Below are 24,599 nucleotides of genomic sequence, written 5' to 3' on the forward strand. Positions count from 1 at the left end.
TGCACAAGGCGGTAACGAACGCCGGTGGATGCTCGCCGGCGTTGTCATTTTCAGTTCGAGGTAGCGGATGCGACGTGGTGCGGTGTTGTGGGTGGGAGTGTTGTTGATCATGGTGGTGGTCAGCTGCGGCTGGGCTGCGCATACCAAGCGTATGAACGCCGGCCGCTATGGCCGTGTACAGGTGCTTGAGCCGCCGGCTGTGTCGCGTGGTCTGGTCATCTACTTCGCCGACCCGGCGTTGCCGAAGGCGCAGCGCATGCAGTTTGCCGGGCAGTTGGCGCAAGCCGGCGCATGGGTGGCCGTTGTGGACGCCGCGCGGTATCGACAGCAATTGGTGAAGGGCAATGGCAGCTGTCGCGCTATGGCTGACGATGCTGCACTGCTTGCCCAGAAGCTGCTCAAGCGCGAGCGTGCCGAGCAGTTCTTCCTGCCGGTGTTGCTCGGCCAGGGCAGCGGTGCTGGCCTGGTGCGCGACAGCGCAGCCGGTGCTGCAGCGGGCGAATTTGCCGCAGCGTTGGTCTCTGCGGACGGTGCAGCATCGAACAATGTCAGCTGCGTTGGTGGAACGGCCGCTGTGCAGGTCAAGTCCTTGCCGGAGGATGCGCTGTTGGCCGCGGTACCGGCAGCGTTGAACGCCGTACCAGCGCAGGGCGTGGCGACGCTGCCCTTGGTTGAGATGCCGGTTGCAGGCAGCAAGCGACTGGTGGTGCTGATCTCCGGTGACGGTGGCTGGCGTGATCTGGACAAGGGGCTGGCGCACGAACTCAACCAGCGCGGCATTTCCGTGGTCGGCTGGAACAGCCTGCGTTACTTCTGGAAAAAACGTACCGCTGCTCAGATAGGTGGCGATCTGGACAGCGTAGTGCGTACCTATCGGCAGCGTTGGCAGGCTGACGACGTGGCGCTGGTTGGCTATTCGTTTGGTGCGGATGTGTTGCCATTCGCTTATCCGCTGCTCGGTGAGGAGCAGCGCCGCTCGGTGCGACTGGTATCTCTGCTGGGGCTTGCCCATGGTGCTGACTTCGAGGTGCGAGTAGGTGGCTGGCTGGGTTGGTTCCGTGCCCAGGAAGTGCCGGTGCAGCCTGCTTTGGCCGGTTTGCAGCCGGTCGCACACCAGTGCGTCTACGGTACTGAAGAAAAAGACAGCCTATGCCGCGACCTGCGAGGCGATGCACACATGCAGGTGGTCGAACTCCCCGGCGGGCATCATTTCGACCGTGATCCGGGCAAGCTGGCAAAGATCATCGTCGACCGTTGGGATGCGGCAGCGGCTCAACCCTGAGTGGAATCGCCGGGTGCTGGTTTTGCGCTGATCTGCTCAACCTTCAATTGCAGCTCGCCTTCGGCCAGGCGGGCGCGCAGCTGTTCGCCGGGTTTGACCTGGACGGTGCTGCGTACCAGGGCGCCGTCCTCAAGCTTGGTCAGGATCGAATAGCCACGCGCCACGGTAGCCAGGGGGCTCACCGCTTCCAGTGAGCGGGCGATGCCGCGCAGGCGCAATGCATCGCGCTGCAGCTGGCGGGCCATCGCGGCATGGGCGCGTGGTGCCAGGGTTGCCAGCTTCTCGGCCAATGCGTTCAAGCGTCGCTGCGGCTGGGTGCTGCGCAGCACGGTGGCAGCGTGGCGGAGTCGAGATGCGCGACGTTCCTGTTGCTGCTGCCAAGTGGCATGCAGGCGTGCGAAGGCGGCTTCCTGGCGATGTTTGAGCAGGTTCAGTCGTGCTTGTGGGCTATGCGCCTGCAGCCGCAATGCAGCGCGGTCGGCGCGCTGCATTGCCTGGCTCATTGCGTGTACCTGTAGTTGCTGCAGGCGTTGCGCCAGCCGGCGCACGCGCAGCGCAAGATCGCGTTGGTCCGGGACCAGCAGCTCGGCGGCCACGGAGGGCGTCGGCGCACGCAGATCGGCGGCGAAGTCGCTCAGGCTGAAGTCGGTTTCGTGGCCTACCGCCGAGACCACCGGCGTATTGCTGGCGGCGACCGCGCGCGCAAGTTGTTCATCGTTGAAGGCCCACAGGTCCTCCAGTGAGCCACCACCACGGGTCAGCAGGATCACGTCGTAACGGCCACTGGCATCGGCCTGACGCAGCAGCGAGGTGATCTGCGGAGCGGCGGTGGCGCCCTGTACCAGCGACGGCAGCAACTCGACTTCCAGCATCGGGAAACGCCGCTCCAGCACGCTCAGTACGTCGCGTACCGCCGCGCCACTGGGCGAGGTGATCACCGCAAGGCGGCGCACGTGCGCTGGCAGCGGACGCTTGCGGGCGGGATCAAACAGGCCCTCGGCTTCAAGCCGTGCCTTGAGTTCGTCGAAGGCGCGGCGCAGCGCGCCTTCGCCGGCTTCTTCCATGTGATCGAGGATCAGCTGGTAGTCGCCGCGGGCCTCGTACAGCGTCAATCGGCCGCGGACCAGCACGCGCATGCCTTCGCGCGGGATGAACTTCAACCACTGGCTCTTGGGCTTGAACATCGCCGCACGCACCTGGGCGCGCGCGTCCTTCAGGGTGAAGTACAGGTGTCCGGAGGCGGGCCGGCTGACACTGCCCAGTTCGCCTTCCACCCAGACCATCGGGAATGCGCTCTCCAGAAGATCGCGCGCCAAGGTGTTGAGCTGGTTGGGGGTGAGGACGTCGTTGCTGGAGGTCATGGTTCAACTGCTATGCCGATAGGGCGCCCGTCCGCGCCGGAGGCGCAGGCGAGCTGACGGCCGCTATCTTACGGGAGCGACTGCGCCGGTCGGAGAGATCGGAGAGAGGTCAGGGCTTCTGTGCGGCGTCGGCATGCCGCTGCAAGGCCCACTGCACATGTTCGCGCACCACTTCGGATGCGTGCGCCTGGCGGCTCTGCAGGGCTTGCTGCACGGCGGTTGAGGGGGCAGCATTGCCCAGCGCCACGGCGATATTGCGCAGCCAACGTTCGTGGCCGCTGCGGCGGATCGGGCTGCCTTCGGTACGGCGCAGGAACTCGTCTTCTTCCCAGGCGAACAGCTCGGGCAGGGTGGCGGTATCCAGATTGTTGCGGGCACGGAAGTCAGGCTCGTCGGTGCGCTGGGCGAACTTGTTCCAAGGGCACACCAACTGGCAGTCATCGCAGCCATAGATGCGGTTGCCCATCAAAGGGCGCATTTCCAGCGGAATCGCGCCTTCATGTTCGATGGTCAGATAGGAAATGCAGCGACGTGCGTCCAGCCGATGAGGGGCGATGATGGCCGCGGTAGGGCAGACGTCGATGCAGCGCGTGCAGCTGCCGCAATGCGCGGTGGCCGGCACATCCACCGGCAATGGCAGGTCAACGTAGATCTCGCCGAGGAAGAACCAGGAGCCGCCGTTGCGGTCGATCAGGCAGGTGTGTTTGCCGATCCAGCCCAGCCCGGCATTGCGCGCGAGTGCGCGCTCCAGCACAGGAGCGGAGTCGACGAAGACCCGGTAGCCGAATTGCCCGATCTCGCCGGCGATGCGCTCGGCCAGCTTCTGCAGGCGGTTGCGCATCAGCTTGTGGTAGTCGCGGCCCAGCGCGTAGCGCGCCACATAGGCGCGCTCGCCATCATTCAAGGTTGCCCAGGCTTCGGCATCGTCCTTGTGGCCGTAATCCAGACCGACCGAGATCACCCGCAGCGTGCCGGGCAGCAGTTCCTGTGGGCGCGCCCGCAAGGTGCCGTGGCGGGCCATCCATTCCATCGTCCCGTACAGACCCTTGCCCAGCCAGTCGGCCAGGTGCGCTTCATCCTCGCCCAGCTCGATGCCGCTGACCCCGCAGCGCTGGAAGCCTGCCTCACGGGCAAGCTGGCGGATGCGCAGCGACAACTGCGCCGGATGTGCGGCGGTAACGGCTTCAGACATGGCGCAAGTATAGAATTACGGCCATGTCAGAGCCCGTCGAATTGTTCGATATCGCCGCTGCCCGCCAGATTGATGGGCAAGCGACCGCTGCCCTGGGCGGCGATGCCTACCTGCTGATGCAGCGCGCCGGCCACGCCGCGTGGCAGACCGCGCTGCAGTATTGGCCGCAGGCGCGGCGCATCGTGGTGGTCTGCGGGCCGGGCAACAACGGCGGTGACGGCTATGTGCTGGCCCGTCACGCCCGCCAGTCCGGACGCGACGTCAGCGTACTGCATCTGTCGGACGCGTCGCCACGCACGTCCTTGGCGCAGCGCGCCTGCACCGATTATCTGGCCGTTGGTGGCCATGTTGAGATTGCCCAGCAGTGCCTGCAGCAGGCCGACCTGATCGTCGATGCGCTGTACGGGATCGGCTTCAATCGTGCCCCGCAGGCTGAGGACGCGGCCTTGATCGCCGCGATCAACGCTGCATTGGCGCCGGTATTCGCGCTGGATGTGCCTAGTGGCGTTGATGCACTCAGCGGTAACGTGGCCGGCGCAGCGGTGCGTGCGGCGCGGGTATTGCAGTTCATCGTGCCGCATCAGGGCCTGCACACAGGCGCGGCCCTGGAGCATGCCGGGCAGCGCCTGCTGGCTGATCTGGAGGTGCCCGCGGTCGCCTTTGAGGGTGTCAGCGCGAGCGCGCTGCGCTGGGCCAAGCCGCAGTTGCTGCGGATGCTGCCACCGCGTCGGCGCAATACCCACAAGGGCGAATCCGGGCATGTGCTGTGTGTAGGTGGCAACTACGGCAGCGGCGGCGCGGTGATGCTTGCTGCCGAGGCCGCGTTGCGCAGTGGTGCCGGTCTGTGCAGCGTCGCAACGCGCGCGCTGCATGTGGCGCCGTTGTTGGCGCGCTGTCCCGAAGCGATGGTGCATGCTGTTGACAGTTCCGAGGACTTCGCGCCGTTGTTGGCACACGCCAGCGTCATCGCACTGGGACCCGGGCTGGGACAGGACGATTGGGCGCATGCGCTGTGGTTGGCGGTGCTGGCCAGCGGCAAGCCACTGGTTCTCGATGCCGATGGTTTGAATCTGCTGGCCGCCGATCCGCGGCCGTTGCCACAAGGGATCCTCACTCCGCATCCGGGCGAGGCCGCGCGCCTGCTCGGCACCGATACCGCCAGTATCCAGCGTGATCGCTTTGCCGCAGCGCATGCCTTGGCAGCACGTTATGCCTGCGTCGTGGTGCTGAAGGGGGCTGGTACTTTGATCGCCGCACCCGGGCAGCTGCCACGGGTCATTGCCGCCGGCAATCCGGGGATGGCGGTCGGTGGCATGGGTGATCTGCTGACCGGCGCTATTGCTGCAGTGCTTGCACAAGGCCTGTCGCTGTTTGATGCCGCCAGCACCGGCGCCTTGCTGCACAGCCTGGCTGGCGATGCAGCAGCCGCCGAAGGTGAGCGCGGGCTGTTGCCGCGCGATCTATTGCCGCACCTGCGGGCGCTGGCCAATCCATAATGTCTCCCATGATCGAATTGTCTTTGCCCCAAGCCGAGAGCACCGACCTGCTGGGTCAGGCCTTGGCACAGACCCGGCCCGCGCAGGCGGTGGTTCACCTACAAGGTGATCTTGGCGCTGGAAAATCGACCCTGGCCCGCGCCCTGCTGCGCGCGCTGGGCGTGCAGGGGCCGATCCGCAGCCCCACCTACACCTTGATCGAGCGCTATCCGTTGGATACCGGCGAAGCCTGGCACCTGGACCTGTACCGGATTGGCAACGCCGGTGAGCTGGATTTCCTCGGTCTGGACGATGCCAGTGCCGACCTGTGGCTGATCGAATGGCCGGAGCGCGGCGCAGGTGGGCTGCCGCCGTTGGACCTGGTGGTGGCGCTGGAGATCGACGGCCATGGCCGCCGTGCGCAGCTGCAGGCACATAGCCCGACCGGTGACGCCTGGCTGCAGCGGCTGCGCAAAACGGAACACTTGCAGGGGCTTTCTGCCCTGTAACAACAGGAAGTTACGGCAGGTTGCGGATTATTAAGGGAAAAAATGTTGCAATTACCGAAATCCGGTGATTGAATCCGCTCATGACTACGGGAAACCGCCTGTTCGCATTGTCTGTCGCCGTCGCCGGCCTCTGCCTGGCCAGCGCTTCCGCGTGGGCCGGTGAGATCCGTGGACTCGGTCTGAGCGCCGGCGCAACCGGCACCCGCGCCGAGATCCAGCTGGCCGGTGGTGGCAGTTACAAGACCATCAGCCTGGCCGGTCCCAATCGTTTGGTCATTGATTTCCCCGAATCCACCGGCGTGCGTGGCCTCAAGCTGCCGGCAGCGGTAGGTGTAGTTACCGCCGTACGCACCGGTAATCCGGTGCCGGGTACGTTCCGCATTGTGTTCGATCTGGCCGAATCGGTGGCTGCGTTCAAGCCGCAGATGCAGGGGCAGGGGGCCGAATCCAAGTTGCTGATCGAGTGGCCGGGTGAAACCGCGCCGCGTGCAACTGCTGCAACGGCTGCGCCCGTGGCAAGCGTGGCGACGGCATCCGTGCCGCCGACCGCTCCTGCTGTGAATCCTGCGCAGGCCCGTGCCGAGGCTGCCCGAGCTACCGCGGCGTTGACTGCAGCGGTGCGCCAGCAGGCGAGCACGCCGCCTCCGGTCCAGCTTGCGCCGAACCCCGCACCAGCGCCGGTAACGGCTGTCGCAGCTGCATCCGCCATTCCATCGGCAGCTCCGTCTACGTCTTCAGCAGCAGCAATCCTCAGCGGCCAGAGCACTCCGGTTCGCACGACGATCGCCACTGGTGTGCCGACCCCGATCACGCGTCCGGCTGAGCCGGCTATCGCAGCGCCGGTCGCAACGGCGGAAACGCCTGCGCCGCGTCCGGCCATGCCAAGTGACGCGTCACGAATTCGAATGGCGCCGGGCATGCGCAATCTGGTGGTCGCCATTGATCCGGGCCACGGTGGCCAGGATCCGGGTGCTGTTGGACCTACCGGCAAGCGCGAGAAGGACGTGACGCTGGCCGTTGCACGTGAGCTGGCCCGCCAGGTCAATGCCACGCCGGGCCTGCGCGCCTACCTGACCCGTGACACCGACGTATTCATCCCGCTGCCGATGCGCGCCCAGCGTGCGCGTGCGGCCAAGGCTGACATCTTCATCTCGATCCACGCCGATGCGGCCGAAAACCGTTCGGCGACGGGTTCTTCGGTTTACGTTCTGTCGACCAAGGGTGCCTCTTCACAGCGTGCGCGTTGGCTGGCGGACAAAGAAAACGCCGCCGATCTGATTGGTGGCGTCAGCTTAAGCCGTACCGAAGGCACCTTGGCCAACGTGCTGCTGGATCTGGCCCAAAGCGGCAACATGAAGGCTTCCGAAGATGCGGCCGGGCACGTGCTCGGTGGCCTCAAGCGCATCGGCAACAACCACAAGCCCAACCTTGAGCGGGCCAATTTTGCGGTGCTGCGCACCTCCGACATGCCGGCGATGCTGGTCGAAACCGCGTTCATCTCCAACCCGGATGAAGAGCGCCGCCTGATCGATCCGGCTTATCAGCGTCGTATTGCCGGTGCCGTGCTGGATGGCGTGCACACCTTCTTCAGCCGTCAGCCGCCGCCGGGCACCCTGTTTGCCGCCCGTGCCCAGGCTGAGATGGATGCTGCGGCTGGTACCGTTGCTGGTGGTAGCAAGTAAGACTGCGCTTGTTTGAAGCCCCTCTCCCTGCGGGAGAGGGGTAGGGGTGAGGGTGGGGCGAAGCAAGGATCGATGAACTACCAGTCCTTGTCCGGCTTTTCTGCTGAAATCTCGCATTGTCAGCAGGCTTACCCTCATCCGCCCCTTCGGGGCACCTTCTCCCGAAGGGAGAAGGGATTGGCGCCTTGGTCGCGGTGTTCGGCCCATGCTCGGCTATCATCGTCGGCATGCATGACGTCAGCCTGATCCCCCGCCAAACCTCGTCCCCATATCGCGCCAAAGCCCCGCTATTGACCGGCGGTGTGGCATGAATGCGATCCGCCCGCTGCCGGAAATCCTGATCAACCAGATCGCCGCAGGCGAAGTGGTTGAGCGGCCCGCCTCGGTGGTCAAGGAACTGGTCGAAAACGCGCTCGATGCCGGTGCCACCCGTGTTGATATCGATCTGGAAGAGGGCGGTGTGCGCCTGATCCGCATCCGCGACAACGGTGGTGGTATCGCGGCCGAGCAGCTGCCGCTGGCGGTGTCGCGTCACGCCACCAGCAAGATCGCCAGCCTGGATGATCTGGAATCGGTGGCCACGCTGGGTTTTCGTGGCGAAGCCCTGCCATCGATCGCTTCGGTCAGCCGCTTCACCCTGGCCTCGCGGCGTGCCGATGACGAGCACGGCTCCGCGCTGCAGATCGAAGGCGGCAAGCTCGGCGAGGTTACGCCACGTGCGCACGCGCCAGGCACCACCGTGGAAGTGCGTGAGCTGTTCTACAACGTACCGGCGCGGCGCAAGTTCCTGCGTGCCGAGCGCACCGAGCTCGGCCATATCGAGGAATGGCTGCGCTCGCTGGCGTTGGCCCGTCCGGACGTGGAGTTGCGTGTCTCGCACAATGGCAAGCCTTCGCGCCGCTACAAGCCCGGTGACCTGTACTCGGATGCGCGTCTGGGCGAAACCCTGGGCGAGGACTTCGCACGTCAGGCGCTGCGCGTGGATCACAGTGCAGCCGGCCTTCGCCTGCATGGTTGGATCGCACAGCCGCAGTACTCGCGCGCCAGCGCGGACCAGCAGTACCTCTACGTCAACGGCCGCTCGGTGCGTGACCGCAGCGTCAGCCATGCTGTGAAGATGGCCTACGGCGATGTGCTGTACCACGGCCGGCAACCGGCTTATGTCTTGTTCCTGGAGCTGGACCCGACCCGGGTCGATGTCAACGTGCATCCGGCCAAACACGAGGTGCGCTTCCGTGATTCGCGCCTGATCCACGATTTTGTCTATCGCACGCTGAAAGATGCGCTGGCGGAAACCCGCGCCGGCATGGAGCCCGCCGCAGGGCAGGCGCATCCGGCCGATCCACAGACGCAGGCAGTGTCAAACTACGCTGGCGCAGGCGGCTATCTGCTGTCGCGCCCAGGTGGCAGTGCGGGCGGCGGCGGTGGCAGCGGCAATTGGCAGGCGCGGCAATCACCGCTTGGCCTGCAGGTCGCTGACGCACCATCGGCGTATGCCGCCCTGTATTCGCCGGTCGAGGGCGGCGCTGAGGTTTTGCGCCAGGCAGATAGCGGCCCCTCATTGCCGCCGACCTCCAATGATGCCGGTGTGCCGCCATTGGGGTATGCCATCGCGCAGTTGCACGGCATCTACATCCTGGCCGAGAACGCCGAAGGCCTGATCGTGGTCGACATGCATGCCGCCCACGAACGCATCGGCTACGAGCGCCTGAAGAACGCGCACGACGGCATTGGTTTGCACGCGCAGCCGTTGCTGGTGCCGATGACCCTGGCGGTGGGCGAGCGCGATGCCGATACCGCCGAGCGTGAGGCCGCTACCTTGGCCGCGCTGGGTTTCGAGGTCACCCGTTCCGGTCCTGGCTCGCTGCATGTGCGCAGCATTCCCGCGCTGCTTGCCAATGCCGAGCCGGAGGGGCTGCTGCGTGATGTGCTAGGTGATCTGCGCGAGCACGGCCAGAGCCGACGCATCGCAACCGCGCGCGACGAACTGTTGTCGACGATGGCCTGCCACGGCGCGGTGCGCGCCAACCGCCGCCTGACGATTCCTGAAATGAACGCCTTGCTGCGCGATATGGAAATCACCGAGCGCTCCGGGCAATGCAACCATGGCCGCCCGACCTGGGCGCGCTTTTCCTTGGCTGAAATTGATCGCTGGTTCCTGCGGGGGCGTTGATGAAACACGTATTGGGGAGCGTGGCCTTGATCGCCGCGATGCTGCTCGGCGGCTGCGGCGATGATGCCAAGAATGCAGCACCGACGGCGAAGGTCGATCTGGCGTTTGCGCATGACAATGAGCTGTGGCGCGAGCAGCGGTTGACCGAATTGCTGGCCCCTGATGGCTGGACCAGCTTGGTCGGCCTGCATTGGCTGGATCTGAAAGCGCATTACATCGGCAGCGGCAGTACCAGTGGCATCCGCCTGGCGGTAGGGCCGCCGCGTATGGGTCTGGTCACACGCGTAGGCAACGCATGGTTCTTTGCGCCTGAGCCTGGTGTGTCGGTCAAGCTTGATGGACAGGTAGTGAAGGGGCGTATTCCGCTGCATGGCGACCATGCTGAAACGCCGACGTTGATCCATTTTGACGATGACAAGGGCACCTTGAGCCTGATCGAGCGGGGCGAGCGCTTTGGCTTGCGGGTTAAGCATGCAGACGCACCGGCTCGGGTCCACTTCACCCACCTTGACTACTGGCCGGCAGACCCAAGCTGGCGCATCACCGCGCGGTTCGTGCCGCATGACGTCAACAAGACCATCCCCATTGTCGATATCACCGGGCTGACCACCGAACTGGCCAATGCTGGTGCGATCGAATTCGAGCGCGATGGACGTACCTGGCGACTGGAAGCACTGGGCGATGTGGGCCGCCCATTGCAGGTGATCTTCGCCGACCGTACCAGCGGTCGCGGCAGTTACGCGGCTGGCCGCTACATCGACGTGGATGTGCCGGATGCAAAAAGCCAGGTGGTGATCGATTTCAATCGCGCCTACAACCCGCCTTGTGCATTCACCCCGTTTGCGACTTGCCCGTTGCCGCCGCCGGAGAACCGTTTGGACATGGAAGTGATGGCTGGTGAAAAAGCCTATGCCAAGCCCAAGCAGGAGCCTGCCGCATGAAGTGGATCAAGCGCGCAGGCATGTTGCTGGCAACCAGTCTGCTGATTGCCACGCCGCTGCTGGCAAGTGCAGCGGCGCCCAAGCCGACTGCGAAGCAACCGCCGGTACCATTGCTGTGGAAGGTAAGTGGCGCACAAGGTAGTGAACTGTATCTGCTGGGTTCCTTCCATCTGCTCAAGGCCGATGACTATCCGTTGTCCAGTGATGTGGATCGCGCATTTACCGGTGCGCAGCGCTTGTTGTTCGAGCTCTCTCCGGAGGAGATGAACTCCCCGCAGCTGGCGACGCAGATGATGCAGGCGGCGATGCGTCGTGATGGTCGTCAGCTCAAGGATGATCTTGATCCGGTCACCTGGCAGCGGTTGGAACGATGGGGCGCAGCCAACAACATGCCGGTCGATCGCTTGGCCGGGCTCAAGCCCTGGTTTGTGGGCTTGACTGTCAGCATCGCGCAGATGACCCAGCAGGGATTGGATCCGAAGTCGGGACTGGATCGGCATCTGATGGAGCGCGCCGCACGGGCCAACAAGCCGGCATCCGGCCTTGAAAGCGCCGCTTCGCAGATCACCATGCTCGACAGCATGAGCATCGAGGAGCAGCGTCAGTTGTTGCGCGAAGCCTTGGAGCAGGTCGACAAGGGCGACGAGCAGAGCCGCCAGCTGCACGATGCCTGGCGCCGTGGCGATGACGTTATGTTGTGGCGGGACATGGCCGCGCAGATGAAGCGCGAGTACCCGGGGCTGTATCAGCGGATCAATGTGGATCGCAACAATGCCTGGCTGCCCAGTCTGCAGCAGTGGCTGCAACCCGGGCGCGGCAATACCTTGGTGGTTGTGGGCGCATTGCATCTGCTGGGCAGCGATGGCGTGGTCGAGAAGCTGCGCGCGCAAGGCTACAAGGTCGAGCGGATCTGCAGCGCCTGCAAGCGCTGAGTGCCTTGGTTGCTGTAGCTTTTGTAGGAGCGGCGTAAGCCGCGAAGCCGCTGAGGTCTGGTGCAGCAGGAGCTTCGCGGGTTACGCCGCGGCTACAAAAAAACAAGGTTTCATAAAGCAAAAGGCCGACGCTAGCGTCGGCCTTTTCATTGCCCTCAGCGGCTGCTGCGGGTCTTGCCACCGGTGCTGCTGGTCGGCGGCGGATCGGTCGGCTTGCTGGTGCCTGCCGGCGGGCGCGGGCCGCCAAAACCGGTGCCCATATTGCGCTGGAATTCCTGCCACAGCTCCAGGTTGCGTTCGGTGAGCTGGTTCATCATCGCCCACGGCGTCTGCCCGAGCAGGTTGCCCATCTGCTGGCGGAACTGCTGCTGCTGGTCCAGGAATACCTGCATGCTGCGCTCCAGGTAATTGCCCATGAAGCCCTGCAACGAGTCACCGTAGAAACGGATCAACTGGCTCAACAACTGGGTGGACAGCATCGGCTCGCCGTCCTGCTCCTTGTCCGCGATGATCTGCAACAGCACCGAACGGGTCAGGTCGTCGCCACTCTTGGCGTCGCGGACCTCGAAGTCCTCGCCGTCGAGGATCAACTGACGGACGTCTTCAATGGTGATGTAGCTGGAAATCTCGGTGTCGTAGAGCCGGCGATTCGGATACTTCTTGATGATGCGGGTCGCAGCCATTAAGCAGTCACTCGTCACGGTAGGTGCGCAGCATGGCGCAGTGCAGCAGGGCTTGCAACCGCCAAAAGTACAGGTTGCAAGCGTCGGAGAAGGCTGGGTTTGTTGCGCAACATGAATTGCCATGTTGTGCAACATGGCACGGGCTGTCAGCAGATGGCTGTTACCAGCCCATGTGGTGGCCGCCGTTGATGTCCAGATTGGAGCCGGTGATCCAGCTGGCTTCCTCGGCAACCAGGAAGGCAACCGCGTAGGCGATCTCCTCCGGCTTGCCCAGGCGCCCGGTGGGAATGTCGGCAATGATCTTTGCCCGTACTTCCTCGGGTACAGCCATCACCATATCGGTGGCCACATAGCCCGGCGAGATGGTGTTGACGGTAATGCCGAAGCCGGCGTTCTCGCGCGCCAAGGAGATGGTGAAGCCATGCATGCCGGCCTTGGCGGCGGCGTAATTGGCCTGGCCGTACTGGCCCTTCAAGCCGTTGATCGAGCTGATCTGGATGACTCGGCCCCAGCCGCGCTTGCGCATGCCTTCGATCACCGGGCGGGTCACGTTGAACACCGAGTTGAGGTTGGTATTGATCACCTCATGCCACTGCTCCGGGCTCATCCGGTGGAAAGTGGTGTCGCGGGTGATGCCGGCGTTGTTGACCAGGATCTCCACCGGCCCCAGCCCGGCCTCGACTGCCTGGATCAGGGTGCGGCCGCTGTCCGGGTGCGCCACGTCGCCTTCGAATAACGCTATGTCGTAACCCTTGCTGCGCATGGTCTGCTGCCACTGCTGCGCCTTTTCGGCGTTGCGGAAGTTGGTAGCGACGCGGTGCCCTTGATCGGCGAGGCGTTGGCAGATGGCGGTACCAATGCCGCCGGTACCACCGGTGACCAGTGCGACGCGCGATGTCATGGGCTCAACTCCAGGGCAGATGTGCAGGGGAGCCAACGATTCTAATGAAACTGCGCTCAGCCCGGGGGCTGTAACGGGGCACGAAGTGAGGTTTTTTGCAGCCGGGCTGGTTCAAAGGCGGCTGCAGCATGTTGCAGCGCCTCGGCAACGCTGGCTGCAGCATCCAGTGCGGTCGGCTGCTGGCCCAATGCCGCCCATAGCCAGCGCAGCACTGGTACAGGTTGGGTGCTGTCCACCGGGATGGCGGCCTGTGACTTGGACAGCTTCTGGCCGGCACTGTCCAGCAGCAACGGCAGATGCAGGTAGTGCGGGGTGGGTAGGGCCAGCGCCTGCTGCAGCAGGATCTGCCGGGCGGTGGAGTCGATCAGGTCGGCGCCACGCACCACGTGGGTGATGCCCTGCTCGGCGTCGTCCACCACCACGGCCAGCTGATAGGCCCAATAACCATCGGCTCGCAGGAGGACCACATCGCCGACTTCGCGGTCCACGTCCTGTTGCTGCCGGCCTTGCAGGGCGTCTTCGAAGCTGACGTGGCTGCCGTCGGCCACGCGTAGACGGATTGCCGGTTGCGGGCGCTGCTGGCTGGCGACACAGCGGCGATGGATGCCACCCTGGCTGGCCAGGTCGGCGCGGCTGCAGTGGCAGGTAAAGGCCTTGCCGTGATCCAGCAGTTGTTCGATGGCTGCCTGGTAGAGGGCGTTGCGCTGGCTCTGGTATTGCACCGGAAAGTCCGACGTCAGTCCGAACGCGCTGAGCGTGGCCAGCTGTGAATCGACCGCACCGGGGGCCTCACGAGGGGGGTCTACGTCTTCCACGCGCACCAGCCATTGGCCACCGGCATGGCGGGCCAGCAGCCAGCTGCCGAAGGCGGCCAGCGTGGAGCCCAGGTGCAAGGGGCCGGTCGGGGAGGGCGCAAAGCGGCCGCGGTAAGGAATAGCTGGCATCGAAACTGAATCGTCGGTCAGATTAATGCTTGAATTCAAGCTGTATGCGCCGCAAATTGGCTGTATCTCCAATCCTTATGGATCTGTTTCCCATGTTTACCCGTATCGGGCTGTTTCTTCTGACCAACGTTGCTGTGCTGATGCTGGCCAGCGTCGTCATGTCCATTTTGGGCGTGAACTCCTCGCAGATGAGCGGCTTGCTGGTCATGGCGGCCATCTTTGGCTTCGGTGGCTCGATCATCTCGCTGCTGCTGTCCAAGTTCATGGCCAAGCGCGGCACCGGCGCGGTCGTCATCACCGAGCCGCGCAACCAGACCGAACGCTGGCTGCTGGACACCGTGGCCCGCCAGGCCAAGGCGGCCGGTATCGGCATGCCGGAAGTGGCGGTGTACGACGCTCCGGAAATCAACGCTTTTGCGACCGGCGCCAACCGCAACAACGCGTTGGTGGCGGTATCCACCGGTCTGCTGCACAACATGAGTGAGGACGAAGCTGAAGCAGTGCTGGGCCATGAAATCGCCCACGTTGCCAACGGCGACATGATCACCATGGCGCTGTTGCAAGGTGTTTTGAACACCTTCGTGATCGTGCTGGCGCGTGTGGTGGGCGGCATCATCGACAGCGCACTGTCGGGCAACCGCGAAGGCGGTGGCCGTGGCTTTGCGTACTACATCATCGTGTTTGTGCTGGAGATGGTGTTCGGCCTGTTCGCAACCATGATCGCGATGTGGTTCTCGCGTCATCGTGAGTTCCGTGCCGACCAGGGTGGTGCCTCGCTGGCTGGCCGGCAGAAGATGATCGCTGCGCTTGAGCGTCTGAAGCTCAACCATGGCCAGAGTACGTTGCCGACCCAGATCGCTGCGTTTGGCATCGCCGGTTCGGCGGCCAAGAAGCTGTTCCTGAGTCATCCGCCGCTGGACGAGCGCATCGCCGCGCTGCGTTCCTCGACGGTGGCTTGAGCTGGATGATTGACGTTGCTGCACGCAGCGCGTGCAGCAGCTGTCAGGACTTCCCTTTGCGTTCGCGACAGTGAAGACAACGCCCCGCAAGGGGCGTTGTCTGTTTGCGGCCACGACAGTAACTGTGCCCTCGTTGCTGACTGTGCATGCAGGTAGCAGTTTTGCGTTCTGCTGTCCGTAGAATTCAGACACTTGTATTCTCGCTCCAGGTGTTTGTGTCTACCCTCCAAGTACTGCAGACGAATGGGGAGCATATGGTGCAGGACGCGCAATATTGGGCAATGGAATTCTGGAATGGGCTGAGCGTGCTGGATTTGATCGGCGGCTCGTTGCTCGGAGCGGTTCTGGGGCTGGCCTTGGGTGTGGCGGTGTGGATCGCTCTGGCGCGCAGAGGTGGCCTTGCCCGACGACGACGCTGGCATCACTGGTTGATCGCCAGCTATGTAGTTGTGCTGCCGTTGCTGTTTGCCTTCATCGGGTTGCAGGTTGGGCTGGTTGCTGGTGGGCAGCGTGCGCTGTACAAGCAGATCGATCACTTCCAGCCGCATCTGCAGGCGGCGACCGCGCATTGGCTGGTCGAGTTCGAGCGATCGTTGGATACACCGGAACTGGAGGCAATGCTGCGCGATGATGTGTCCGCGCACGATGCAGCGCGCATGGCAGTGGAGTCCTACCTGGGTGAACATCGGCTGGCCGACATCAGCATGCTCAGTGGTGAAAGCATGCCGCAGCGCTGGGCGCGCAAGGGCATCGAACACCTGCGCAGTGAAGTGATGCTGCAATGGGTGGAGGACAGCCTGGTGAAGGAGGTTGGTGGCCGCAGCGGACTTGATAAAGCCGTGTTCCGCGAGGCGCTGGGCATGCGCATGAGCGAGTTGCTGCATACCAAGGGTGTGATTCGCCTGTTGAAAGCACAGATCGGCTCGATGATGCCGGGTATCTATTTTGGATTGCTGTTGCCGCTGCTGATTGTGATGGCGCTGGTGCTGCTGGAGATCTGCTTGGCCGCCCGTTACGGCTGGGGGCGGCAGGCGGTGGCCGGGGCGGTGGTTCCCGCGGTGGTCGTTGGCTGAACTGGCCTGCGTTGTGGGAGGGGCGTATGCCGCGAGGCTGGCATTGCTGGGGTGCTGGCAGCCTGTGTCATCTGATGAATTTCCTACTTCGCGGCTTACGCCGCTCCCACAAAAAATCGGTGCCCAAAGCTTTGCCCACAAAAAAACCGATGCCAGAGCTCTGGCATCGGTTTTCGGATGATTCACTGCTTTGGGCAGTTGGATCAGAACTTCGGATCGAACTCGGCGGCGTAGCCGGTGTTGACGAGAACCTTCTGCAGGGCTTCGCACACCTTGATGTTGCCAGCCACCACCTGCTGGGTCTCCGGGCCGCGCGAATCCATGCGGTCCAACGGGGCGCCGCGGTAGTTGCAGACCTTGCCGCCGGCTTCGCGAACCAGCAGCACGCCGGCAGCGATGTCCCATGCCTTCACGCCGGCTTCGAAGTACGCGTCGGCGCGGCCGCAGGCCACGTAGGCCAGGTCCAGCGCGGCGGAGCCGGTACGGCGTACGTCTTCAGCCTGCACCAGCAGGGTGTCGACGGTCTTGAGCTGGGCGCTGGCACGGCTGCGTTCGCGCGGAGCGAAGCCGGTGTGGATCATCGTGCCTTCCAGGTCCTTGCGGTCGGACACGCGCAGGCGGCGGTCGTTGAGCACGGCGCCATTGCCCTTGGAGGCGGTGAACAGTTCGTTGCGCAGCGGGTCGAAGATCACCGCGTCGGTCGGCTCGCCGTTTTCAACCAGGGCGATGGAGACACAGTAGTGCGGGAAGCCGCGCAGGTAATTGCTGGTGCCGTCCAGCGGGTCAATCACCCACATCATGCGGTTGACGCCCTGCAGGCCGCCTTCTTCGGCATAGATGCCGTACTCCGGGTAAGCGCGCTTGAGTTCCTTGACGATTACTTTCTCAGCGTCGGCATCGACTTCGCTGGCGTAATCCATCCGACCCTTCTGTACCACGTTCAGGGCTTCAAGCTTGTTGATGTTGCGGAGCAGGACGTTGCCGGCGAGGCGAGCGGCCTTGACCATGACGGTTACGGCGGGTTTCTGCATGGCTAAAGGCTCCCGTGAGGGCAGAGATCGGATTGGCGGGGGAAAAGAGCGGGCCCGGCGCAAAGGCCGGCCGCGCAGTTTACCATCTACAGCTGTCTCGCTCCTGATTTTTTAACGCCATGTCTGTTTCCGCTCATATTCGTTTCGTTCTTGTTGGCACCCAGCACCCCGGCAACATCGGCGCGGCGGCCCGTGCGATGAAGACCATGGGGCTGGCGCGGCTGGTCCTTGTGGCCCCGGAAAAGCCCTTGGACGAGGACGCCTTCCGGCGCTCGGCCGGTGCCGAGGACGTGCTCGGCGATGCGCCGGTATTCGCCACCCTTGCCGAAGCCGTGGCCGATTGCCGCCTGGTACTGGGCTGTACTGCACGCGCTCGGCGGGTGCAGTTGGAAGAGCTGCTGCCGGAAATAGCCGGCCAGCGCGCCGTGGCCAAGGCCGGCGAGCCGGCCGAAGTGGCCTTTGTGTTTGGTCGCGAGCGCACCGGTTTGACCAATGAAGAGCTGCAGCTCTGCCACGCCGCTGTGCATATTCCGTCCGATCCTGAATTCAGCTCGCTGAATCTGGCCGCTGCGGTGCAGGTTCTGGCCTACGAGGTGCGCATGGCGGTGCTGGAATCACGGCCAGCCGCGGCAGCGCCGGTAGCGGTTGAGTCTGGTCAGGACGAGGCGCCAGCCAGCCATGCCCAGTTGGAGGGGATGTTCGGTCAGTTGGGCGACACCTTGGACCAGATCGACTTCCACAAGGGCCGCGCCCCGGAATCGGCCATGCGCAAGCTGCGTCGTCTATTCATGAAGGCTGAGCTGTCCGAGCAGGAGGTGCGGCTGATGCGTGGCATTCTGTCCGATGCCCAGCGCATGGCCCGCTTGGTCTCAGAGGGCAAGGGTTGAGCTAAATATTACGCTTTGCCAAATCCGGTAATCTGTGGGGATGGATTAGGGGGTGTCGTTTTGGGTGTCTTGCGATGGCTTTGGGGAGCCGCACTGACACTGGCTGCATTGCAGCCCGTAGCGGTGGGGGCGGTTGATCGTTCGGTATTGGTCTTGGGGCGGATCAGCGATGATCCGAAGTTGCATTACGACCAGCTCAAGCCACTGCTGGACTATGTGGTGCCGCGCATGCGCGACGTAGGTATCGTCGAAGGGCGCATCCTGATGGCCAAGGACGCACAGCAGATGGGCAGCTATCTGCGGCGCGGCCGGGTGGATTGGGTTACCGAGACCTCCGGCACGGCGATGGCGCTGGGTCAGCGGGCGGGCGCCAAGCCCCTGTTGTTGACCGAGCGCAATGGCGTGGGCACGTATCACAGTGTGTTCTTCGTGCGCCGTGACAGCCCGATTACCACGCTGGAGGAGCTGCGTGGGCGCACCTTGGCGATGCAGAGCGTGTTGTCTACCAGTGCCTATCTGGTGCCGGCAATGGAATTGCTCGAGCACAACCTGCAGCCTGAAATCCTGCTGGATCCGCGCGACACCCCGGTCGAGGACTCGGTGGGTTATGTATTCGTACGTTCGGAATTGAACATCTCCACCTATGTGCACAAGCGCGTGGTGGATGCCGGGGTGATCAGCAGCATCGACTGGAGCGACAACCAGGCCATGCCGCCAGCCTTCCGCCAGGACATGCGGGTGCTGTACCGCAGTGAGCCGATCCCGCGTGCGGTGGAAATGGTGCGCGCCGACCTGGATCCGGCGGTGCGTGACCGCCTGCAGCAAGTGTTGTTGCAAGCCAGCAGTGACCCCGCGGCCGGGCCGGCGCTGGCCAAGTTTTTTGGCACTACAGGCTTTCACCCCGTAGACCCGGACAACCTGCGCGCGCTGGAGCGTCTGCGCCGCGGATTGGCCCGGATCCGGATGGAGGTGGAATGAGCAAGCCACGGTTTGGATTGCAGGCCCGCTTCCTGGCCGCCAGCGCCGTGGTGCTGCTGGTGGTGGTGGCTATCGTCGGGCTGATGCTGGTGCGTCAGGCTGCCGCCCAGCGCGAGGCCTTGCGCAATAGTGGCGAAGTGCTCAGTCAGGTGTTCGATCAAGGCGTGCGCGAGCGCGGCACGGCCTTGGCCAATGCCTTGGCCGATACGCTGATAAATCCGCTGTACTACTCCGATCTGGCTGCTATCGGTGCAGCGGTGCGCAATACGGCGCGACAGAAATCTGTCAGCTACGTGTTGGTATACGACCCGGACGGACGGCTGATTCACGACGGTTCCTTCGACGTGTCCGGTTATGGTCAGCCGATGAATGATCCGCTGGCCAAGGCTGCGGTGCGTTCGCTCAAGCCGCTGGTGCAGGAGTCGCCGTCGATCCTTGAAGTGGATGTGCCGCTGGCGATCGGTGGCGAGCCACTGGGCGGCCTGCGCGTAGGTATGAATCTGGCGCCGGTGCGGGCACAGGAGGCCAAGTCCATGCAGGCGCTGGAGCAGCGCATGCGCGAGACCCAGCGGCGGGAGCTGGGGTGGGCCTTGGGCCTGATGCTGTTGTTGGCGGGTTTTGTCTGCGTAATGGCGTTCTACGTGCAGTACACGCTGGTGCGGCCGATCCGCTGGCTGGGCGCGGCGGCGCGACGTATTGAGCGCGGCGATTACCTGATCGAGGCGCAGTCGACCAAGCGCGGCGACGAGGTCGGTGAGTTGCTGCGTACCTTCGATCGGATGAGCCAGAGCATCGCCCGGCACGACCGCGACGTCCGCCAGATGGCCTATACCGATGCGCTCACCGGCTTGACCAACCGGCTCGCTTTCCGCGAAGCACTGGACCACCGGTTGCTGCGTGCGCAGGCGGCCGGGCGCGGTTTGGCGCTGTTGTTCATCGATATTGACGAGTTCAAACGGGTCAATGACACACTGGGGCACGAGGCCGGTGACGATGCCTTGCTGCAGTTTGCACAGCACATTTCCAATGCCGTTGAGCAGATTGGCGGCGATGACGCCCTGCTGGCCCGGTTTGGCGGTGACGAGTTCGTGATCCTGATCAGCCAGGGCCAAAGCAGTGCTGCCGAGATCGCCAAGCAGCTGGCAGAGCGCCTGGTGATCGATCTGGGCAAGCCGCTGCAGGTGCAGCAGCGCGAGATCTTCCTTGGCAGCTCGATTGGTATCACCCTGTTCCCGGAGGACGCAGGGGACGCTACCGCCTTGCTGAAGAACGGCGATATTGCGATGTACCAGGCCAAATTGGCCGGCAAGAACTGTTTCCGCTACTACAGCCTGGCAATGGACCACGCGGTGGAGCGGCGTCTGCATCTGGAGCAGGAACTGCGTGGTGCCTGGGAGCGCAACGAGTTGCGCCTGGTTTATCAGCCTATTTTCCGTACCCGTGACCGCATGCTGTGTGGCGTGGAAGTGCTGCTGCGCTGGGATCACCCGGCGCTGGGGGCGATCCCGCCGTCGGTATTCATTGATGTGGCCGAGCAGAGTGGTCTGATCCAGATGATTGGCCCCAAGGTGCTGCGAGCGGCCTGCGAGCAGGCCCAGCAGTGGCCGCGCAATTCGATAGGCGAGGAGTTGTTTATTTCGGTCAACGTCTCGCCCAAACAGCTGCGTAACGGTGACCTGCTGCAGGAGGTGGAAAGCAGTCTGCTCGGTTCCGGGCTGGCTGCGTCACGTCTGCATCTGGAGCTGACCGAGACTGCGGTCATCGGCGATGAGATGTTGGCTGTCTCGTTGCTGGAGAAGTTGCACCGTGCCGGGGTGAAGGTGTGGCTGGACGACTTCGGTACTGGCTTCTCCGGGCTCAGCCATCTGCGCCAGGTGCCGGTGGACGGGGTCAAGATTGACCGCAGCTTTGTTGCCGACATGGAGCGCGATCCTGATGATCTGGCGCTGACCACGGCCATCATCGCCATGGCCCATGCGCTGGGCATTACCGTTGTGGCCGAGGGGGTGGAGCAGGAGGCGCAGTTCGAGCTGCTCAGCCAGCGTGGCTGCGATCTGGTCCAGGGTTACTGGCTAGGACGGCCGCTGGAGGCGGCTGGCCTGGTGAGCCTGCTGGAACGCGGTGCGATGGCGGCGGTGCGCTGACCTGGCCGCCTGGTTGGTTGGCCCGCGGAAACCCGGCCGCTCTGTCTCAGAGCGGCCGCTTGCTGGTGTCGCCGGCAATCTCGCGTACGAGTTTTGGCACCAGATAACCGGACAGCCGGGCCATCAGCGCGGTGTGCAGGGCCAGCGCCTGCTCGTCACTGACCTCAAAGTGGGCTGCGCCCTGCACCTTGTCCAGCTGGTACAGGTAGTACGGCATCACCCCGGCGGCAAAGCTGCGCTCGCTCAATGCCGCCAGTGCGTCCAGCTCGTCGTTGACGCCGCGTAGCAACACCGCCTGGTTGAGCAGTTGCGCGCCGGTAGCGCGGATGCGCGCCAAAGCGGCGTCCACCTGGGCATCGAACTCATTGGCGTGGTTCGCATGCAGCACGAAGGCCACCGGCCAGGGCAGGTTGCTCAGCCACTGGACGAGACCATCGTCCACGCGCTCGGGCAGGACCACGGGCAGGCGGCTGTGGATGCGCAGGCGCTTGATATGAGGGATGGTGGCCAGGGCTTCGGTCAGCTCGGCCAGCTTGGAGGTGTTCAGCGACAGCGGGTCGCCACCAGACAGGATGACCTCGTCGATGTCCGGGTCGGCCGCGATCGCCGCCACGGCCTCGTGCCAGCCACCCTTGGCGGCGTTCTCGCCGGCATAGTCGAAGTGGCGGCGGAAGCAGTAACGGCAGTTGATCGCACAGCTGCCGGTGGTCACCAGCAGGGCGCGGCCGCGGTACTTCTGGATTACCCCGGTGGCCTTCTTGGCCTGGCTGTCGCCGACCGCGTCGAAGCTGAACCCGGGCACGATCCGCATCTCGTCGGTGATCGGCAGTACCTGCCGCAGCAGCGGGTCGGCCGGGTCGCCATGGCGCATCCGCGCTACGAATCCGCGCGGAACCCGCAGCGCGAACTGCGCCAGCGCATCGGCCGAAACGCCCGCCGCTTCGGCATCCAAGCCCAGTACTGCCAGCAGCTCGGCCGGGTCGCGGATGGCTTGGCGCCAGTGCGCCTGCCAGCGGTCGTCGGGCAGGGTCAGGATGGCTTTTTCTGGAGTGAGGGCGGGGGCTGCGGTTATCATTGGCGGTCAGAAAAACAGATGGCCCACCAGATGGCGGGCGTTCCATTCTAATCCGGCCGCCCGCAACACGCGGCGGTTTTGCCAATTCAGGAGTTTCAGCATGGCCAGTTACGGCATGAACGACGTAAAGAACGGGATGAAAATCCTGGTCAACAACGCCCCGGCGGTCATCATCGACACCGAGTACGTCAAGCCGGGCAAGGGCCAGTCCTTCACCCGCGTGAAGTACCGCCTGATCAAGGACGGCCGCACCCAGGAAGTCACCATGAAGTCGACTGACACGCTGGATGCAGCTGATGTGGTCGATACCGACATGAACTACATGTACAGCGACGGCGAGTATTGGCACTTCATGGACCCGGAATCCTTCGAGCAGGTGCAGGCTGACAAGGCTGGCATGAACGGCGCCGAGAAGTGGCTGAAGGGCGAAGAGTCCTGCGTGGTGACCCTGTGGAACGGCGTGCCGATCGACGTGACCCCGCCGAACTTCGTCGAACTGAAGATCGTCGAGACGGATCCGGGCGTGCGCGGTGACACCTCGGGCGGCGGCGGCAAGCCGGCCACCCTGGAGTCCGGCGCCGTGGTCCGCGTCCCGCTGTTTGTCAACCAGGATGAAGTCATCCGCGTTGACACCCGTTCGGGTGAATACTCCGCCCGCGTCAAGTGACGTAATGGCGCGGTTGCGCAAGCGCAACCGCCTTTGCCATTACGTCATCCCCGCGCAGGCGGGGATCGCTCTTGCTTTGGCTCCGGCACTTGCCCTGGCTCCAGTACTTGCTTCGGCCGGTCATCCCCGCGCAGGCGGGGATCGCTCTGGCCCCGGCATTTGCTTTGGCTCGGGCACTTGCCTCGGCTCGTCATTCCGGTGACGCAAGCGCAGCGCCTTCGCCATTGCGTCATCCCTGCGAAAGCGGGGAAGGCGGCGCAGGTAACATTGGGCTTCGGGTGACCTTCGGGAAGCTCGAAGCCTTTTTCGCATCCGGCCTCGGCTGGATGAATACAGCAACAGATCCAGAGGTGAACCGGCGTGAGTGATATCCAACCCCAGCAGTGCGATCTATTGATCGAAGCCGGTTACGTAGTGCCGGTAGAGCCGCATGCGGTGGTGCTTGAAGACCACGCTGTGGCCATCAGCAACGGCGTCATCGTCGCGGTGCTGCCGCGCGCCGAGGCCCGCGCGCGCTTCAGCGCCAAGCAGGTCGTATCGCGCCCGGAAGCGGCGCTGATCCCCGGCCTGGTCAATGCCCACACCCATAACCCGATGACGCTGCTGCGCGGCATCGCCGATGATCTGCCGCTGATGACCTGGTTGCGCGAGCACATCTGGCCGGTGGAAGCGGCGGTGATCGGGCCGGAGTTCGTTGCCGACGGCACCACTCTTGCCATCGCCGAGATGCTGCGCGGCGGCACCACCTGCGCCAACGAAAACTATTTCTTCGCCGACGTGCAGGCCGCTGTTTACAAGAAGCACGGCTTCCGTGCGCTGGTCGGCTCGGTGATCATCGACTTCCCCAGTGCCTGGGCCAGGACCGATGACGAGTACTTTGCCCGCGCCACCGAGCTGCACGATACCTGGCGCGACGACGCGCTGATCGGCACTGCGTTCGCGCCGCATGCGCCGTATACGGTGAGCGACGCCAATTTCGAGCGGGTGCGAATGCTGTCCGATCAGCTCGACAGCCGCGTACACCTGCACACGCATGAAACCGCGCAGGAGATCACCGATTCCATCGCCCTGCACGGGCAGCGCCCGTTGGCCCGACTGGATCGCCTGGGCCTGGTCAACGAGCGCCTGATCGCGGTGCACATGACCCAGCTCACCGAGGCCGAAATCCACCTGTGCGGCGAGCGCGGCGTCAGCGTGGTGCATTGCCCGGAGTCGAACCTGAAACTGGCCTCGGGCTTCTGCCCGGCCTGCGCGCTGGTCAAGGCAGGCGTCAATCTGGCGATCGGCACCGATGGCTGCGCCAGCAACAACGACCTGGACATGTTCAGCGAGAACCGCACCGCGGCCATCCTCGCCAAGGCCGTGGCCAATGACGCCACCGCCCTGGACGCGGCCACCACGCTGCGTGCGTCGACGCTGGGCGGCGCACGCGCGCTGGGTTTCGGCGACCGCATCGGCTCGATCGAAGTCGGCAAGCAGGCCGATCTGGCCTGCGTGGACCTGTCCGCACTGGAAACCCAGCCGCTGCATCATGTGCTGTCGCAGCTGGTGTATGCCGCTGGTCGTCACCAGGTCAGCGACGTGTGGATCGCCGGCAAGCCCAAGCTGGTCCAGCGCCAGCTGGTCGACATGGACATTGCCGCGATCACCGCCAATGCGCGCCAGTGGCGCGACCGCATCCGTACCATCCGCGCCTGACCGCGCAACCGG

At 64.2% G+C, this 24,599-nt stretch carries 21 protein-coding genes; 14 read left to right on the top strand and 7 right to left on the bottom strand.

Translation table 11 applies throughout. The annotated features are described in order from the left end of the window. Positions 1–67: 67 nt before the first annotated feature. Positions 68–1,282 (top strand): virulence factor family protein, encoded by a 1,215-nt coding sequence (locus ACVOLL_RS05915; RefSeq protein ID WP_481512051.1) that lies wholly within the window; start codon positions 68–70, stop codon positions 1,280–1,282. Here ACVOLL_RS05915 and xseA read toward each other — a convergent pair. Continuing rightward, complete coding sequence (xseA, locus tag ACVOLL_RS05920; RefSeq protein ID WP_481512052.1) at positions 1,273–2,643, bottom strand: exodeoxyribonuclease VII large subunit; 1,371 nt, start codon at positions 2,641–2,643, stop codon at positions 1,273–1,275. The two genes, ACVOLL_RS05915 and xseA, sit on opposite strands and share 10 nt — an antisense overlap. A 109-nt stretch (positions 2,644–2,752) precedes the next feature. Then, complete coding sequence (gene queG, locus ACVOLL_RS05925; RefSeq protein WP_481512053.1) at positions 2,753–3,835, bottom strand: tRNA epoxyqueuosine(34) reductase QueG; 1,083 nt, start codon at positions 3,833–3,835, stop codon at positions 2,753–2,755. Positions 3,836–3,858: 23 nt separating this feature from the next. On the opposite strand from queG, the gene ACVOLL_RS05930 reads away from it, so the two are divergent. From ACVOLL_RS05930 to ACVOLL_RS05955, 6 genes are all read left to right on the top strand, one after another. After that, the gene (locus tag ACVOLL_RS05930) at positions 3,859–5,331 is read left to right on the top strand and encodes an NAD(P)H-hydrate dehydratase (protein WP_481512054.1); all 1,473 of its coding nucleotides are present in this window, start codon (positions 3,859–3,861) and stop codon (positions 5,329–5,331) included. Between the two features lie 8 nt (positions 5,332–5,339). Continuing rightward, a complete protein-coding gene (gene tsaE, locus ACVOLL_RS05935) occupies positions 5,340–5,819 on the top strand; it encodes a tRNA (adenosine(37)-N6)-threonylcarbamoyltransferase complex ATPase subunit type 1 TsaE (RefSeq protein WP_481512055.1) in 480 nt (159 codons plus the stop codon). An 80-nt stretch (positions 5,820–5,899) separates the two neighbouring features. Beyond that, positions 5,900–7,501, top strand: coding sequence for an N-acetylmuramoyl-L-alanine amidase (locus ACVOLL_RS05940; protein ID WP_481512056.1), 1,602 nt, complete (start codon positions 5,900–5,902; stop codon positions 7,499–7,501). A gap of 307 nt (positions 7,502–7,808) precedes the next feature. Continuing rightward, positions 7,809–9,674: a DNA mismatch repair endonuclease MutL gene (mutL, locus tag ACVOLL_RS05945; RefSeq protein WP_481512057.1), complete on the top strand. Its 1,866-nt coding sequence runs from the start codon at positions 7,809–7,811 to the stop codon at positions 9,672–9,674. Beyond that, positions 9,674–10,615 (top strand): DUF1684 domain-containing protein, encoded by a 942-nt coding sequence (locus ACVOLL_RS05950; RefSeq protein ID WP_481512058.1) that lies wholly within the window; start codon positions 9,674–9,676, stop codon positions 10,613–10,615. The genes mutL and ACVOLL_RS05950 overlap by 1 nt, the downstream gene beginning before the upstream one ends. After that, the gene (locus ACVOLL_RS05955) at positions 10,612–11,547 is read left to right on the top strand and encodes a TraB/GumN family protein (protein ID WP_481512059.1); all 936 of its coding nucleotides are present in this window, start codon (positions 10,612–10,614) and stop codon (positions 11,545–11,547) included. The genes ACVOLL_RS05950 and ACVOLL_RS05955 overlap by 4 nt, the downstream gene beginning before the upstream one ends. Before the next feature lie 155 nt (positions 11,548–11,702). On the opposite strand, the gene phaR is transcribed toward ACVOLL_RS05955, so the two are convergent. The 3 genes from phaR to gluQRS form a co-directional block, all read right to left on the bottom strand. Next, positions 11,703–12,230 (bottom strand): polyhydroxyalkanoate synthesis repressor PhaR, encoded by a 528-nt coding sequence (phaR, locus tag ACVOLL_RS05960; RefSeq protein ID WP_481512060.1) that lies wholly within the window; start codon positions 12,228–12,230, stop codon positions 11,703–11,705. A 160-nt stretch (positions 12,231–12,390) separates the two neighbouring features. Beyond that, positions 12,391–13,131, bottom strand: a complete 741-nt coding sequence (gene phbB / locus ACVOLL_RS05965; RefSeq protein ID WP_481512061.1) for an acetoacetyl-CoA reductase — start codon at positions 13,129–13,131, stop codon at positions 12,391–12,393. Between the two features lie 56 nt (positions 13,132–13,187). Continuing rightward, positions 13,188–14,075 (bottom strand): tRNA glutamyl-Q(34) synthetase GluQRS, encoded by an 888-nt coding sequence (gene gluQRS, locus ACVOLL_RS05970; protein WP_481512062.1) that lies wholly within the window; start codon positions 14,073–14,075, stop codon positions 13,188–13,190. A 92-nt stretch (positions 14,076–14,167) separates the two neighbouring features. Between gluQRS and htpX the strand changes: the two genes are divergently transcribed. Both htpX and ACVOLL_RS05980 read left to right on the top strand, forming a co-directional pair. Then, positions 14,168–15,034 carry a protease HtpX gene (htpX, locus tag ACVOLL_RS05975; protein ID WP_481512063.1) on the top strand — a complete coding sequence of 289 codons (867 nt, stop codon included), beginning with the start codon at positions 14,168–14,170 and terminating at the stop codon, positions 15,032–15,034. Positions 15,035–15,291: 257 nt separating this feature from the next. Continuing rightward, positions 15,292–16,107 (top strand): hypothetical protein, encoded by an 816-nt coding sequence (locus tag ACVOLL_RS05980; protein WP_481512064.1) that lies wholly within the window; start codon positions 15,292–15,294, stop codon positions 16,105–16,107. A 203-nt stretch (positions 16,108–16,310) separates the two neighbouring features. Here ACVOLL_RS05980 and ACVOLL_RS05985 read toward each other — a convergent pair whose 3' ends face one another. Then, on the bottom strand, positions 16,311–17,138 hold the full coding sequence (locus ACVOLL_RS05985; RefSeq protein ID WP_481512065.1) for an inositol monophosphatase family protein: 828 nt from the start codon (positions 17,136–17,138) through the stop codon (positions 16,311–16,313). A gap of 119 nt (positions 17,139–17,257) precedes the next feature. Between ACVOLL_RS05985 and ACVOLL_RS05990 the strand changes: the two genes are divergently transcribed. The 3 genes from ACVOLL_RS05990 to ACVOLL_RS06000 are packed head-to-tail and all read left to right on the top strand — an operon-like array spanning position 17,258 to position 21,147. Next, the gene (locus ACVOLL_RS05990) at positions 17,258–18,025 is read left to right on the top strand and encodes an RNA methyltransferase (protein WP_481512066.1); all 768 of its coding nucleotides are present in this window, start codon (positions 17,258–17,260) and stop codon (positions 18,023–18,025) included. Positions 18,026–18,085: 60 nt separating this feature from the next. Further along, the gene (locus tag ACVOLL_RS05995) at positions 18,086–19,003 is read left to right on the top strand and encodes a phosphate/phosphite/phosphonate ABC transporter substrate-binding protein (RefSeq protein ID WP_481512067.1); all 918 of its coding nucleotides are present in this window, start codon (positions 18,086–18,088) and stop codon (positions 19,001–19,003) included. After that, positions 19,000–21,147, top strand: a complete 2,148-nt coding sequence (locus ACVOLL_RS06000; RefSeq protein WP_481512068.1) for a putative bifunctional diguanylate cyclase/phosphodiesterase — start codon at positions 19,000–19,002, stop codon at positions 21,145–21,147. The genes ACVOLL_RS05995 and ACVOLL_RS06000 overlap by 4 nt, the downstream gene beginning before the upstream one ends. 46 nt (positions 21,148–21,193) lie before the next feature. Here ACVOLL_RS06000 and epmB read toward each other — a convergent pair whose 3' ends face one another. Next, complete coding sequence (gene epmB / locus ACVOLL_RS06005; RefSeq protein WP_481512069.1) at positions 21,194–22,222, bottom strand: EF-P beta-lysylation protein EpmB; 1,029 nt, start codon at positions 22,220–22,222, stop codon at positions 21,194–21,196. Positions 22,223–22,322: 100 nt separating this feature from the next. Between epmB and efp the strand changes: the two genes are divergently transcribed. Both efp and ACVOLL_RS06015 read left to right on the top strand, forming a co-directional pair. Continuing rightward, positions 22,323–22,889 (top strand): elongation factor P, encoded by a 567-nt coding sequence (efp, locus tag ACVOLL_RS06010; RefSeq protein ID WP_481512070.1) that lies wholly within the window; start codon positions 22,323–22,325, stop codon positions 22,887–22,889. A 360-nt stretch (positions 22,890–23,249) separates the two neighbouring features. Continuing rightward, on the top strand, positions 23,250–24,587 hold the full coding sequence (locus ACVOLL_RS06015) for a TRZ/ATZ family hydrolase (protein ID WP_481512071.1): 1,338 nt from the start codon (positions 23,250–23,252) through the stop codon (positions 24,585–24,587). Positions 24,588–24,599: the final 12 nt, after the last annotated feature.

It is taken from the genome of Stenotrophomonas sp. STEN035 (assembly GCF_056759935.1).

Coding starts and splice junctions, on each gene's coding strand:
- ACVOLL_RS05930 (WP_481512054.1), top strand. CDS start 3,859: ATGTCAGAGCCCGTCGAATTGTTCGATATCGCCGCTGCCCGCCAGATT.
- phaR (WP_481512060.1), bottom strand. CDS start 12,230: ATGGCTGCGACCCGCATCATCAAGAAGTATCCGAATCGCCGGCTCTAC.
- ACVOLL_RS05985 (WP_481512065.1), bottom strand. CDS start 17,138: ATGCAGAAACCCGCCGTAACCGTCATGGTCAAGGCCGCTCGCCTCGCC.
- xseA (WP_481512052.1), bottom strand. CDS start 2,643: ATGACCTCCAGCAACGACGTCCTCACCCCCAACCAGCTCAACACCTTG.
- efp (WP_481512070.1), top strand. CDS start 22,323: ATGGCCAGTTACGGCATGAACGACGTAAAGAACGGGATGAAAATCCTG.
- ACVOLL_RS05950 (WP_481512058.1), top strand. CDS start 9,674: ATGAAACACGTATTGGGGAGCGTGGCCTTGATCGCCGCGATGCTGCTC.
- tsaE (WP_481512055.1), top strand. CDS start 5,340: ATGATCGAATTGTCTTTGCCCCAAGCCGAGAGCACCGACCTGCTGGGT.
- ACVOLL_RS06000 (WP_481512068.1), top strand. CDS start 19,000: ATGAGCAAGCCACGGTTTGGATTGCAGGCCCGCTTCCTGGCCGCCAGC.
- htpX (WP_481512063.1), top strand. CDS start 14,168: ATGTTTACCCGTATCGGGCTGTTTCTTCTGACCAACGTTGCTGTGCTG.
- gluQRS (WP_481512062.1), bottom strand. CDS start 14,075: ATGCCAGCTATTCCTTACCGCGGCCGCTTTGCGCCCTCCCCGACCGGC.
- mutL (WP_481512057.1), top strand. CDS start 7,809: ATGAATGCGATCCGCCCGCTGCCGGAAATCCTGATCAACCAGATCGCC.
- phbB (WP_481512061.1), bottom strand. CDS start 13,131: ATGACATCGCGCGTCGCACTGGTCACCGGTGGTACCGGCGGCATTGGT.
- queG (WP_481512053.1), bottom strand. CDS start 3,835: ATGTCTGAAGCCGTTACCGCCGCACATCCGGCGCAGTTGTCGCTGCGC.
- ACVOLL_RS05990 (WP_481512066.1), top strand. CDS start 17,258: ATGTCTGTTTCCGCTCATATTCGTTTCGTTCTTGTTGGCACCCAGCAC.
- ACVOLL_RS05940 (WP_481512056.1), top strand. CDS start 5,900: ATGACTACGGGAAACCGCCTGTTCGCATTGTCTGTCGCCGTCGCCGGC.
- epmB (WP_481512069.1), bottom strand. CDS start 22,222: ATGATAACCGCAGCCCCCGCCCTCACTCCAGAAAAAGCCATCCTGACC.
- ACVOLL_RS05955 (WP_481512059.1), top strand. CDS start 10,612: ATGAAGTGGATCAAGCGCGCAGGCATGTTGCTGGCAACCAGTCTGCTG.
- ACVOLL_RS05915 (WP_481512051.1), top strand. CDS start 68: ATGCGACGTGGTGCGGTGTTGTGGGTGGGAGTGTTGTTGATCATGGTG.